Genomic DNA, 13,349 nt, shown 5'->3' on the forward strand with positions numbered 1-13,349 from the left:
CCCTCTGGTGGGTTGGTTTTTTTTTTTTTTTCCCCCCCCGCGCGTGCTTACCCCCCCCCCCCCCCCCCCCCCCCCCGGGGGGGGGGGGGCGGGGGCCGCCCCCCCCCCCCACGACCACAGGGGATCACCGGGGGCGGGCAGCATGGGCATCGCGTTGAACAGTGACGACAACGTCGACGGGGGCATCAAGCCGCTCGCGGCCCAGGATCCGACGAGGATCGGGCCCTACCTGCTGCTCGGGCGGCTCGGGGCCGGTGGGATGGGGCGGGTGTACCTGGCCCGGTCCGAGAGCGGTCGTACCGTCGCGGTGAAGGTGGTGCACGAGGAGCACGTCTCGAACGCGCAGTTCCGGGCCCGCTTCCGGCGCGAGATCGAGGCGGCCGGCAAGGTCGGCGAGCGCTACACCGCGCCCGTGATCGACTCGGACCCGGACGCGGAGCGGCCGTGGGTGGCCACGGGGTACGTGCCCGGGCTCTCGCTGGAGCAGATCGTGCGCCGGTACGGACCCCTGCCGGTGGATTCCGTGCACGCCCTCGCCGAGGGGCTGCTGCGCGCGCTCAAGGACATCCACGCGGCCGGGATCGTGCACCGCGACCTCAAGCCCTCGAACGTGATGCTGACCGTCGAGGGGACCCGGGTCATCGACTTCGGGATCTCGCGCGCCCTGGAGACCTCGGTCGAGTCGCTGCTCACCAGCACGGGCATGGCCATCGGTTCGCCCGGCTTCATGTCGCCCGAGCAGGTGCGCGGGCAGCGGGCCGGGGCGAAGAGCGACGTCTTCACCCTGGGCTGCGTGCTGGTGTACGCGGCCACGGGCAAGCTGCCGTTCGGGGACGGGGCCAGCAACCAGCACGCCGTGATGTTCCAGATCGTGGAGGGCGAGCCCGCCCTGGAGGCGGTCGAGGACGAGGCGCTGCGCGCGCTCATCGCCCGCTGCCTGGTCAAGGACGTGGAGGAGCGGCCCGGGGTGGCGGAGCTGCTGGCGGACCCGGAGCGGGTGCGTCCGGAGAAGTCCGGCGGGGCCTGGCTGCCGCCGAAGGTGGTGGCGCGCCTCGCGCAGCAGGCGGCGCAGCTGCTGGACGCGGAGGCGGCGCCGCCCGTGCGGGAGGAGGCCGCGGGCACCGACCGGGCCACGGTCGACCTGCGGAAGAAGGAGGCGGCCGACGCGCCGCCGGTGGTGGTGCCGGTGGGCGCGGGCACGGCTCCCGGGGGCGAGCGCAAGGCGCGGCGGCGTTGGACGGTCGCGGTGCCGGCGGTCCTGGTGTTCACGGTGGGCGGCGGCACGGTGGCGCTGATCCAGCCCTTCGGCAGCGGCGCCGGGGGCGCGGACAAGGCGTCGCCGCCGGCCGCGAGCGCTCCGGTGGTCCCCGGCGGCGGGAGCGGCTCCCCTTCGGGGGCGGTGGCCTCCCCGCCGAGCCCGGGCGCCTCCGGGTCCCCGGGGCCGTCCGTACCGGGGCAGCCCCCGGGCCAGGTCGGCGGGGCCGCGGCGGGCGGGGCGCAGGGCGGCGCCGCGCAGGGCGGGCCCGCGGCGGGCGGCGCGGCCGTGGGCGGCGGGGGTGCGCCCGGCGGGGGCGCGGGGAGTCCGGGCGGGGCCGCCGGTACGGGCACGGGCCCGACCAAGGGCTCCGGTGCGGCGGCCGGTGGCGCCGCCGCGGGAGGCGCCTCGAACCCCGGCGGCTCCGGTACGCCGAGCGGCGGGGGCTCCTCCGACAACGGGCCGGTGCCCGCGTACTTCGTCGGTTCCTGGAACTACGCGGGCCAGTTCAACATCGGGCAGCCGGACACGGTGGTCATCGCGAAGTCCGGGTCGATCCGGATGATCGCCGGCACCCAGATGGGGCACTGCGAGTACACGGCGAGGGTGACCTCGGCGAGCAACGGCGGCGCGCGGATCAACATCAGCACGGCGACGGTGGACCAGGCCCGGTCGGACAACCAGTTCTGCGGGAACCTGGACCCCTCCTTCTTCACCAGGAGCGATCCGTCCGGCATCCAGCACAACGTGGGGCCCTCGCACGGGGACGGCTACTTCTACTCGCGCTGATCCGGCTGCCCGGCCCGGTGGCCCCGAACTCGCGGCCACCGGCGCTCCGTTGACGCCCGCCTCCACCTCCGCCTCCGCCGCGGCGTCGAGCGCCCCCATGCCCCGGAATATTCGTGGAAAGGCTGATTGTCGCTGTTTAGGATGACGGCTCGAGTCCGCCGGAGGGGGTGCCGGCGGCCTGGGCCCAGAGGACGGCCGACATGCGATTCGGACTGCTCGGAACACTCGTGGTGAAGGACGCGGACGGGGCGGTGCGGGTTCTCTCGGCACCCAAGTCCCGTGCGCTGCTGGCGGTTCTGCTGTTGAGTCCCAACACGTTGGTGTCCTGGGACAGCGTGAAGTCCATGCTGTGGGGCGAAGCGCCTCCGGCGACGGCCAACGCCTCCCTCCACAATCACGTGGCGCGCCTGCGACGCGTTCTCGACGGGTCCGAGGGGACGCCGTCACGGATCCGGGTCTCACCTGACGGATTCCTGCTGCGCGTTCACGAGGGCGAGCTGGACTCCGTCGCCTTCGAGGCCCGGATGCGGCAGGCCAGGGACGCGCGGTTGCTGTGTGACTGGCCGGGTGTGGGGACGCACACCCGTGAGGCGCTCGCGCTGTGGCGCGGAACGCCGTTGAGCGACGTCAACCTGCCGCAGGCCGGGGCGGGTGGTTGCGCGGAGCGGTGGGAGGAGATGCGGTTGCAGATCCTCGAATGGCACTACGACGCCGAACTCCGCCAGGGCCGCCACGACGGCATCGCCACCGAGCTGGGTGACCTGGTCGCGGCGCATCCGCTGCGGGAGACGCTGCACGAGCGGCTCATGCTGGCCCTGTACCGCGACGGTCGGCAGGCGGACGCCCTGGACGCGTACAACACGGCGCGCCAGGTCATCCGCGACGAACTCGGCGTCGAACCCGGTCCGGAGCTCGCGGCCCTGTACCAGCGCATCCTCGCCCTGGATCCGCAGCTCGCCGCTCCTGTGCCGCAGCCGCCCGTGGCCGAGGGGCGTTCGGAGCCGAGCGCGTCCCCGGTGCCGCGGCAACTTCCGGCGGGCATAGCGGACTTCTTCGGGCGGCAGCGGGAACTGGGCCTCATCGTCGACGAACTCGCCTCGACGGGGTGCGCGAACGGCGGTGCGACGGGTGCGACCGTCCTGGTGCACCGGGTGGCGGGCGGCGGCGGGATGGGCAAGACGACGCTCACGGTCCAGGCCGCCCACCGGGTCCGGGACCGCTTCCCCGACGGCCAGATATTCATCGAACTCGGCGGCACGACCGGCACGCCGATGGCCCCGGAGATCGCCCTGGGGCGGCTGCTGCGCGATCTCGGGACCGCCTCGGAGGACCTCCCGTGCGGGTTGCAGGCCCGGGGCGCCCTGTTCCGCAGCTTGATCGCCGACCGGCGGATGCTGCTGCTCCTGGACGACGCCGCGGACTCCGCGCAGGTGCGTCCGCTCCTTCCCGGGACCGGGGCCAGCGCCGTCCTGGTGACGAGTCGCCGCAGGATGGACAGCATGCCGGGGACCCGCGTGGACCTCGGAGCGCTCTCCGAGGACGAGGCGCGCCGACTCCTCGCCTCGATCGCGGGCCCCGAACGCGTGGCCGCCTTCCCGTCCGCCACCGCCGAGGTGATCGCCGTCTGCGGCGGCATGCCGTTGGCCCTGCGCCTGGCCGGGGCCCGGCTCTCCGCCCGCCCCCGCTGGACCATGAAGGATCTCGCCCGCAGGCTCTCGGTCCACGGCCGCGCGCTGCACGAGCTGCGCGCCGAGGACCTGCACGTACGGGCGGCCCTGCTGGTGAGCTACGACCAGCTGGCGCAGGACGGCGGGGGCGCCGGTCCGCTGGACAATCGCCGGGTCTTCCGGTTGCTCGGGCTGCTGCCGGGCGGAGCGTTCGGTGCCGCCGCGGCCGCCGCCCTGCTCGACTGCGACGTGGACGCCGCCGAGGACCGGCTGGAGCACCTCGTCGACGCGCACCTGCTGGACTCCCCTGTGGCGGGCCGCTACCAGTTCCACTGTCTGGTGCAGGCCCTGGCCCACGAGCTCAGCGCGGGAACCGATGCGCCCGAGGACCGCGCGGCCGCGGTCGAGCGGCTCGTCATGTGGCACCTGCGCCTCGCCGACGAGGCCACGGGCCTGCTGGCGACCACCGCGCGGCGGGTCCCGCTGGACCGGACGGACCCCGGTTCCTCCTTCGCCGGATACGAGCAGGCGCTCGCGTGGTGCAGGGAGGAGGAGGCCAACACGGTGGCGGTCGTACGGCTGGCGCACGGGGCGGGGCTGCACGACCTGTCGTGGAAACTCGCGGCGGCGATGTGGGCCTACTACCGGCTGGGGTCGAACGACTCCTGGCTGACCACCCACCGGATCGGCCTGGAGGCGGCCCGGGAGGCGGGGGACGGGTTCGGCGAGGCGTGGATGCTCAACGGCCTCGGCAACCAGGTCGAGAATTCGGGCGCTCCACGGGAATCGGCCATCCCGTACTACCGCGCGGCGGTGGAGATCCACCGGCGCACACCGGGCCGGGAGATGGAGGCCGCCTCGGTCCTCAGCAACATGGGCATCGTGTACGGGGACCTGGGGGACCATCCCCAGGCCATCGACCACTACGAGCAGGCCCTGGAGCACTACGAGAGGGCCGGTGTCCCGGAACAGACGGCCGCGACGTTGAACAACATGGCCGACGCCCTGGGAGCGCTCGGACACCACGCGGACGCGCTCGAAGTGCTGACCCGGGCCGAGGCGATCCAGTGGGCGACCGAAGACCACTTCGGGCTCGCCGTCGGCCTCTCCACCCGGGGCGAGGTGCTGCAGGCGGCCGCGCGGATTCCCGAGGCCATCGACGCCTACCGGCGCGCGCGGGCCGTTCAGGAACGGATCGGTGACGACTACGGCCTCGCCCGCACCCTGACCTACCTCGGCGGCGCTCATGCCGGGCTGGGTGAAGGCGAGGAGGCCCGCTCCTGTTGGGAACGGGCCCTCGCGATCTACGCGAAGACCGGCAACGCCGCCAAGGTCACCGAGCTGAGGGGAAGTCTGGCGGCGCTCTGAGTCCACCCCGAGCCCCGGCCGCCGGACCGGGGGCATGGGAGAACACGTTTCATTTCTGACCTTCCGTCAGAATGGAACGTGTTCTACTCTGCCGCGCATGGGCATCGGAATCACACAGGAACAGCGGGAGTTGGCCGACGCGATGCGCGGCTGGGTGGCGCGCGCCGTGCCGCCCGAGGAAGTGCGCAAGCTCCTCGACACCGTGCCGCGGGCCGGGGAGCGGCCCGCCCACTGGGACGCGCTCGTCGAATCGGGGCTGCTCGCGCCGCACCTGGAGGGCGGCACCCTCCTCGACCTCGCCGTCGTGGTCGAGGAGGCCGCGCGCGGGGCGCTGCCCGGGCCGTTCCTGCCGAGCGCACTGGCCTCCGTACTCCTCCAGCGGGCCGGGGCCGAGCCGCTGGAGGGGCGGGTCGGGGCCGTGGCGCTGGGGCCCGGGACGCTGACCGCCGTGGCCGTCGAGGGCGGCGGGCACCTGCTCGACGGGACCGCGCCCCCGGTGCTCGGCGCGGGCGAGGCCGACCTGGTCGTACTGGCCGCGGAGGCCGCGCACGGCACCCTCTGGTTCGCCGTGGACGCCGCCGCGCTGGACATCCGCACCCACGAGAGCGCCGACCCGACCCGGCCCACCGCCGAGGTGCGGGCGCGCGGGGTCGCCGTACCGCCCGGGCGGCTGCTGCCGCTGGACGCGACCCTCGTGCGGGACGCGGCCTGCGCGCTCTTCGCCGCCGACGCCTGCGGCACCGCCGCCTGGACGCTGCACACCGCCACCGCGTACGCCAAGGTGCGCGAGCAGTTCGGCCGCCCCATCGGGCAGTTCCAGGGGATCAAGCACCTGTGCGCCGACATGCTGGTGCGCCTGGAGCAGGCCCGCGCGCTGGCCTGGGACGCGGCCCAGGCGCTGGACGAGGAGCCCGACGTCCGCTCGCTCGCCGCCGCGCTGGCCGCCGGGACCGCCCTGGACGCCGCCTACTCCTGCGCCAAGGACTGCATCCAGATCCTCGGCGGGATCGGCTTCACCTGGGAGCACGACGCCCACGTCTACCTGCGCCGCGCGCTGGTCGCCCGCCAGCTCCTCGGCTCCGGCGACAGTCACCGGGTGCGGGCCGTGCGCCTCGCCGCCGGCGGGGCGCGGCGCGAACTGCGCCTGGAACTCCCGGCGGAGGCCGAGACCCACCGGGAGCGGGCCCGCAGCGCCATCGCGGACGCGCGCGGCCTCGACCCGGCCGCCGCCCGCCGGGTGCTCGCCCCCACCGGCTACGCCGCGCCCTACCTGCCCCCGCCCTACGGGCTCGGCGCGGGCCCGGTCGAGCAGCTCGTCGTCCAGCAGGAGCTGAAGGAGGCCGGGGTCAAGGTCGCCGACCTCGGCATCGCCACCTGGGTGGTGCCCTCGCTGCTCGCCTACGGGACGCCCGAGCAGCGCGAGCGGTACCTGCTGGCGACCCTGCGCGGGGACGTCACCTGGTGCCAGCTCTTCTCCGAGCCGGGCGCGGGCTCCGACCTCGCCTCGCTGCGGACCAAGGCGGAGCGCACGGAGCGGGGCACCTGGCTGGTCAACGGACAGAAGGTGTGGACGAGTTCCGCGCACAGCGCCGACTTCGGGATCCTGCTGGCCCGGACCGATCCCGAGGCGCCCAAGCACAAGGGGCTCGGGTACTTCGTCGTCGACATGAAACGGGCGCGGGGGATCGACGTACGCCCGTTGAAGGAGATCACCGGCGAGGCCCTCTTCAACGAGGTGTACTTCGACGACGTCGAGCTGCCCGCCGACGCGCTGGTCGGCGCGGCCGACGGCGGCTGGAAGGTCGCCCGCAACACCCTCGGCAACGAGCGCGTCCACATGGCCGACCAGATGACCTTCGACACCGGCCTGGAAGCGCTCATCGCCCGCTCGGCCGACCTCGACGGCGCGGGCCGCGCCCGGATCGGCGCGCTCGCCGCCGAAGCGCACGCCCTGGCCTGCATCGGGCTGCGCACCACCCTCCAGCAGGTGTCCGGGCTGGAGCCGGGCGCGGGCGCGTCCGTGCGCAAGCTCGTCCAGACCCCGCACCAGCAGCGGACCGCCGAGCTCGCGCTCGAACTGCTGGGCCCGGCGGGGGCCGTGCGCGAGGGGGCGGGGGAGCGCGCGGTGCACGGAGTGCTCATGTCGCGCTGCCTGACCATCGCCGGCGGCACCACGCAGGTCCAGCTCAACGTCGTGGCCGAGCGCATCCTCGGCCTTCCCCGGGACTAGGAGTCAGCGGAATGAAGTCGTACATCGTGGGCGTCGGCATGACGAAGTTCGAGAAGCCGGAGTCGCGGGACTGGCAGTACTGGGACATGGTCAAGGAGGCCGGGAGCGTGGCGCTGGCCGACGCGGGCGTGGACTACGCACTGGTCGAGCAGGTGCCGGTGGGCTACTGCTTCCAGGCCTCCACCGCCGGTCAGCGGGCGGCGTACGAGCTGGGCCTGAGCGGGGTCCCCGTCTACAACGTGAACAACAACTGCGCGACGGGCTCGACGGCGCTGATGATGGCCCGGCAGTTCGTCGAGGGCGGGATCAACGACTGCGTCCTCGCGCTCGGCTTCGAGAAGATGAAGCGGGGCGCGCTGGGCGGCGGCGCGGACGGCGGCGACTTCAAGACGTCCCCGGTGGCCCGGCACTACGGGATCATGGCCGCCGGGCACGGCTTCGAGATGACCCCGCCGACCGCGCAGATCTTCGGGAACGCGGCGCGCGAGCACATGGAGCGGTACGGGACCACCGAGGCGCAGCTGGCGGCGGTGGGCGCGAAGAACCACCGGCACTCGGCGAACAACCCGAACGCGCAGTTCCAGGACGTCTACACGGTCGAGGAGATCCTCGCCGCCAAAACCATCCACCGGCCGCTGACCAAGCTCCAGTGCTCGCCGACCTCGGACGGCGCGGCGGCGGCGCTGGTGGTCTCCGAGCGGTTCGTGGAGGCGCACGGGCTGGGGGACCGGGCGGTCGAGATCGTGGCGCAGTCGATGACCACGGACACGGGGGAGTCCTTCGCGTCCGGGTCGTGCATCGACGTGGTCGGCAAGCCGATGACGGCGGCCGCGGCGCGGCAGGTCTTCGAGCGCTCCGGGCTCGGCATCGAGGACGTGGACGTCATCGAGCTGCACGACTGCTTCTCGGTCAACGAGCTGCTGACCTACGAGGCGCTGGGGATGTGCGAGGACGGGGCGTCCGGGAAGCTGGTGGAGAGCGGGGCGACGACGTACGGGGGGCGGTGGGTGGTCAACCCGTCCGGGGGGTTGATCTCCAAGGGGCACCCCTTGGGGGCGACGGGGCTGGCGCAGGCGGCGGAGCTGGTGTGGCAGTTGCGGGACCAGGCCGGGGCACGGCAGGTGGCGGGGGCGCGGGTCGGGCTGGCGCACAACATCGGGCTGGGGGGCGCGGCGGTGGTGACGCTGCTGCGCAGGTCTTAGGCCCTCCGGGGGCGCCTCAAGCGCCGGCGGGGCTATTTTTCGGGCTGATGTGGCCCGAGTGCCGGGTCGATGACCGTTTCGCCCGTTGAGGCGCGGCGGATGGCGTCGGCCAGGGCTTCGATCGGGAGGTCGCGGGGGACCAGGCCGGCCGCGCCCGCGGTCAGGGTCGCGTCCAGGAGGCCGGGGTGGGCCGAGCCCGTCACGACCAGGACCGCGCACTCCGGGTCGTCCTCGTGCACGGCGGCCACCGCCTCCGGGTCCTCCACCAGGGCCACCGCCGGGCGGGCCATCGCGTCGGCCACCACCTCGATGTCCGGCTGGAGGCCGAGCCGCAGGGCCAGGGCCGGGTCCGGCGGGACCAGCAGGACCCGCAGGGACTTGGTGGGCCGGTGCTCCCGGGGCATTTCGTTCACGGGGTCAGGGTAGGTCGCCGGGAGCGCACACCGGCGGGGAACACACCCGGCCAAAGGGGAAACTGACGAGAGGTCAGGAGTCTTCCCAAGTACTGGGACGTGCGTTATACATTCCTTCATCGGTCCTAGAACGCGTTCTAGAACGCGTTCGGGCCGACCCGCATACGACCTCGGTGCGGCCGACGGTGCGGACGGTCGCACCGAGGTCTTCCACTCCGTGGAACGACGCACGCCGATGAACAAGGAGCAGCATCCTCAATGCCGATCGATGCCGCCAAGGCCCTCGCCGCCGACCCCCGCGTGGGGGACATCGGCTGGGACCACAAGGACATCCAGCTCTACCACCTCGGCCTCGGCGCCGGCCTGCCGGCCACCGACCCCGACGAGTTGCGCTACACCCTGGAGTCCAAGCTCCACGTCCTGCCCAGCTTCGCCACGGTCGCGGGCGCGGGCATGGCCATGCTCGGGGGCCTCGCCGCTCCCGGCATCCAGGTCGACCTGACCGCCGTCCTGCACGGCGGCCACTCCATCGAGCTGCACCGGCCGATCCCGGTCAAGGGGCAGGCCACGTCGACGTCCAAGGTCGCGGCCGTCTACGACAAGGGGAAGGCGGCCGTCATCGTGCTGCGCTCCGAGGTCGCCGACGCCGACGGCCCGCTGTGGACCAGCGACGCGCAGCTCTTCGTGCGCGGCGAGGGCGGCTTCGGCGGGGAGCGCGGTCCCTCGGTCCGCGGCGAGGCGCCCGAGCGCGCGCCCGACCGCGTCGAGGAGCGGCGCATCCGCGAGGAGCAGGCGCTGCTGTACCGCCTCTCCGGCGACTGGAACCCGCTGCACGCCGACCCCGAGTTCGCCAAGCTGGCCGGCTTCGACCAGCCGATCCTGCACGGGCTGTGCTCGTACGGCATGACCCTCAAGGCCGTCGTCGACACGGTCCTGGGCGGGGACGTGAGCCGGGTGCGCGCCTACCGCACGCGCTTCGCCGGGATCGTCTTCCCGGGCGAGACGCTCCGGATGCGGATGTGGCAGGAGCCGGGCCGGGTCCTGGTGTCGGTGACCGCCGCCGAGCGGGACGACGCGCCGGTCCTGGCGGACACGGTCGTCGAGCACGCGTAGCGAGAGATCGCGCACGCGCAACGAGAGATCGAGCAGCAGAGCGAGAACCGGAACCGGAAGAGGAGCCGCACCGTGCGCGCAGCACTCCAGAGCCAGATAGGCCAGGACAAGCTCGAAGTCGTCGAGGACATGGAGGCCGTGGGCTTCGGCCCCGGCAAGGTGAAGATCCGGATCAAGGCCACCGGCCTGTGCCACTCCGACCTCTCCGCGATGAGCGGGGTGCTGCCGCAGCCCGCGCCCTTCATCCCCGGCCACGAGGGCTCGGGCGAGGTGGTGGACGTCGGTGACGGGGTCACCAGCCACAAGATCGGCGACCGGGTGCTGGTCTGCTGGCTGCCGCCCTGCGGTCACTGTCCGTCCTGCAAGCGCGGCCAGGGGCACCTGTGCCTGGAGGCCTTCGGCAACGTCGCCACGCCCAACTTCCGCCGCGGGGACAGCGACATCTTCGGCTTCGCCGGTACGGGCACCTTCGCCGAGGAGATGGTGGTCCCGGCGGGCTGCGCCGTGCCGATTCCCGACGACGTCCCCTTCGACATCGCCGCCCTGATCGGCTGCGGGGTGACCACCGGACTCGGCGCGGCCATCAACACGGCCAAGGTGCAGGCCGGTTCCTCGGTCGCGGTGATCGGCTGCGGCGGCGTCGGCATCTCCGTCATCCAGGGCGCAAAGGTGCAGGGCGCGGCGCAGATCATCGCCGTGGACCCGGTCGAGTCGCGGCGCGAGGCGGCCCTGCGGTTCGGGGCGACCGAGGCGGTCTCGCCGGAGGCGTTCGCCGACGCCAAGAACCGGATCACGGCGGGCGAGGGCTTCGACTACGTCTTCGAGGTGGTCGGCAAGTCCCAGACCACGCAGACGGCCTACGAGATGACCCGGCGCGGCGGTTCGGTCGTGGTGGTCGGCGCGGGCGCCCTCGACGACAACTACTCGATCAACATGTTCTCGCTCTTCTTCGACGAGAAGAAGATCCTCCCCTCGATGTACGGCGGCGGGGACGTGCTGCGGTCCTACGAGCGGACCATCAACCTCTGGCGGGCCGGTCGGGTGGACCTGGCGGGCCTGATCACGCACCGGGTGCGGCTGGCCGAGGTCAACGACGCGCTCGACCAGATGCGCACCGGCGTGGCCCTGCGCACCTGCATCGAACTCTGACCCGAGAGGAAAGAGCACCATGTCGCTCCCCCTAGAGGGACTTTCCGCGATCGTCACCGGCGCCGGGCGCGGGCTCGGGCGCGCCGAAGCGCTCGAACTCGCCCGCCTCGGCGCGAGCGTGGTCGTCAACGACTTCGGCCAGCCGGGCCGCGACGGCTCCGGCGAGGCCTCGGCCGCCCCGGCCGAGGAGGTCGCGGCCGAGATCCGCGCGGCGGGCGGGCAGGCGGTGGCGCACCTCGGTGACGTGGCCGACTTCGAGCAGGCCCGCGAGCTGGTCGAGCTGGCGGTGAGCAGCTTCGGCAAGCTCGACGTGCTGGTCAACAACGCGGGCATCCTGCGCGACCGGATGGTCTTCTCGATGTCGGAGGCCGAGTGGGACTCGGTGATCCGGGTCCACCTCAAGGGCCACTTCAACACCACGCACTTCGCGTCCGTGCACTGGCGGGAGCGCTCGAAGGCGGCGGGCGGGCCGGTCTACGGCCGGATCGTCAACACCTCCTCGGAGGCGTTCCTCGGCGGCTCCGCCGGGCAGCCGAACTACGCGGCGGCCAAGGGCGGCATCGTCGGGCTGACCACCTCGACCGCGCTGGCGCTGGGCAAGTACGGGGTCACGGCCAACGCCATCTGCCCGCGGGCCCGTACCCGGATGACGGAGGACGTCTTCGCCGGCTTCCAGGTGCCGGAGGAGGGCAAGCTCGACGCGCTGGCGCCGGAGCACGTCTCGCCGCTGGTGGGCTACCTGGCCTCGCCGGCCTCGGCGAAGGCGAACGGGCAGCTCTTCGTCGTGCACGGCGGGATCGTGGTGGTGATGGAGCGCCCGCGCGTGGCCGCGAAGTTCGACACGACGAAGGAGTCCTTCTCCTACGAGGAGCTGGACGAGGTCCTCACCCCCCACTACGAGGCCCGTCCCGCGAACGAGACCTTCGCCGCGACGGAGGTGCTCAGCCTCAAGCACGACTAGGGGCGCCCTGGCCCGAGCGCTCCGGCCCGACCGCCCCGGTGGGGGGTGGTCGGGCCGGAGCCGTCCGGGCGGCCGTAGGACACCCGCTAGGGGGTGTGGGCGCGCAGGGCCGCCGTGAACCAGGTGAACACCGGTGCCAGGCTGGGCTGGGCGGGCCATCCGTTGATCACGGCCAACAGGTGCCAGTAGCGTTCCGCGCGCGGGTCGCCGGCGACCTCCAGGCGGTTCAGCAGCCAGTGCCGCAAGGCGGCGTCGTCGGCGCGGTCGAAGGTCCGCGCGTAACGGGCGGTGAGGGCGTCGACCACGGCCGCGGCCCCGGCCGAGGCCGGATCGGTGCCGGCGTCGAGCGCGCGGCCGACGCCGTCGCGGACGGCCTCGGTGAGCTCGTGGTGCAGGCCGGTGACGTCGCCCCGGGCGCGCTCGGCCGCCTGGTACCGCGCCATGCGGCGGACGGCGGCGCGGAAGTCGGGGTCCTGGGTGAGTTCGGCGAGTTCCACCCAGGCGTCGACCTGGTGGGGCTCGGGGTCCTCCGGCAGTTCGGGCGCGGCCGAGCGGATCATGTCGACGAAGTCGGCGTTGGCGTCGACCCCGCCGAAGGTGTCGTCGACGAAGTCGCTGATGAGGCGTCGGCGTTCGTCGTCGGAGAGTTTGGCGAGCTTGTGCATGAGGTCCATCTCCTCGGGGGTGGAGTCCCGTTTGGCCACCGCTCGCAACACCGCGCGCCGCAGTCGCAGTGTGCGGATCTGCACGTCCAGGGCGTCCGCGTGCGCGGCCGCGACCTCGGGCACCGAGACCTCGCGGTCCAGCACCCGCCGGATGACGGCAAGGTCGATCCCCAGGTCGCGCAGGGTGCGCACCAGGTCCAGCCGCGCCAGTGCGCCGATGTCGTAGAGCCGGTAGCCGGTCGGGCTGCGGTCCGTCGGCGGCACGATCCCCGTGTCGGAGTAGAACCGAATGGTCTTGACCGTCAGTCCGGTCCGCCGGGCCAGGGCCCCGATCGTGAAGAGCGTGTCGCCGTCCATGCCCTCACCTTCGCGCCTCCCCCCACGGGAGACTCAAGCCCCTCGTCCCCACCGGTGCTTCCACCCCACCGGGGAAGGCGGTGCGCGCGGCGCCGGGGGGGGGGGGTGGGCCCCCCGCGCCGCGCGCGTTTCGGGCGGGGTCATCCCCTGTTGGTGCAGTCCCCGGTATCCATACAGTGC

The 13,349-nt window shown here is 73.3% G+C and carries 9 protein-coding genes; 7 read left to right on the forward strand and 2 right to left on the reverse strand.

Annotated elements, in window-relative coordinates; translation table 11 throughout:
• Positions 1-142 precede the first annotated feature (142 nt).
• The 4 genes from ACFWAR_RS35995 (at position 143) to ACFWAR_RS36010 (ending at position 8,511) form a co-directional block, all read left to right on the forward strand.
• Positions 143-2,044 (forward strand): serine/threonine-protein kinase, encoded by a 1,902-nt coding sequence (locus ACFWAR_RS35995; RefSeq protein ID WP_385786850.1) that lies wholly within the window; start codon positions 143-145, stop codon positions 2,042-2,044.
• A 200-nt stretch (positions 2,045-2,244) separates the two neighbouring features.
• Entirely contained in the window at positions 2,245-5,079 is a 2,835-nt protein-coding gene (locus tag ACFWAR_RS36000; protein ID WP_385786853.1) for a BTAD domain-containing putative transcriptional regulator, read from the forward strand.
• 97 nt (positions 5,080-5,176) lie between these two features.
• Positions 5,177-7,309, forward strand: coding sequence for an acyl-CoA dehydrogenase (locus tag ACFWAR_RS36005; protein ID WP_385786856.1), 2,133 nt, complete (start codon positions 5,177-5,179; stop codon positions 7,307-7,309).
• An 11-nt stretch (positions 7,310-7,320) separates the two neighbouring features.
• Positions 7,321-8,511, forward strand: a complete 1,191-nt coding sequence (locus tag ACFWAR_RS36010) for a lipid-transfer protein (protein WP_385786859.1) — start codon at positions 7,321-7,323, stop codon at positions 8,509-8,511.
• A 32-nt stretch (positions 8,512-8,543) separates the two neighbouring features.
• On the opposite strand, the gene ACFWAR_RS36015 is transcribed toward ACFWAR_RS36010, so the two are convergent.
• Positions 8,544-8,915: a DNA-binding response regulator gene (locus ACFWAR_RS36015; RefSeq protein WP_385786874.1), complete on the reverse strand. Its 372-nt coding sequence runs from the start codon at positions 8,913-8,915 to the stop codon at positions 8,544-8,546.
• 267 nt (positions 8,916-9,182) lie between these two features.
• On the opposite strand from ACFWAR_RS36015, the gene ACFWAR_RS36020 reads away from it, so the two are divergent.
• From ACFWAR_RS36020 to ACFWAR_RS36030, 3 genes are all read left to right on the forward strand, one after another.
• On the forward strand, positions 9,183-10,037 hold the full coding sequence (locus ACFWAR_RS36020) for a MaoC/PaaZ C-terminal domain-containing protein (RefSeq protein WP_385786862.1): 855 nt from the start codon (positions 9,183-9,185) through the stop codon (positions 10,035-10,037).
• A 72-nt stretch (positions 10,038-10,109) separates the two neighbouring features.
• On the forward strand, positions 10,110-11,186 hold the full coding sequence (locus ACFWAR_RS36025) for a Zn-dependent alcohol dehydrogenase (protein WP_385786865.1): 1,077 nt from the start codon (positions 10,110-10,112) through the stop codon (positions 11,184-11,186).
• A gap of 19 nt (positions 11,187-11,205) precedes the next feature.
• The gene (locus ACFWAR_RS36030) at positions 11,206-12,147 is read left to right on the forward strand and encodes a 3-oxoacyl-ACP reductase (RefSeq protein WP_385786868.1); all 942 of its coding nucleotides are present in this window, start codon (positions 11,206-11,208) and stop codon (positions 12,145-12,147) included.
• An 86-nt stretch (positions 12,148-12,233) separates the two neighbouring features.
• Here ACFWAR_RS36030 and ACFWAR_RS36035 read toward each other — a convergent pair whose 3' ends face one another.
• Positions 12,234-13,169, reverse strand: coding sequence for a MerR family transcriptional regulator (locus ACFWAR_RS36035; protein WP_385786871.1), 936 nt, complete (start codon positions 13,167-13,169; stop codon positions 12,234-12,236).
• Positions 13,170-13,349: the final 180 nt, after the last annotated feature.

The sequence above is a fragment of the Streptomyces sp. NPDC059917 genome (genome assembly GCF_042730635.1).
Lineage (GTDB): Bacteria > Actinomycetota > Actinomycetes > Streptomycetales > Streptomycetaceae > Streptomyces.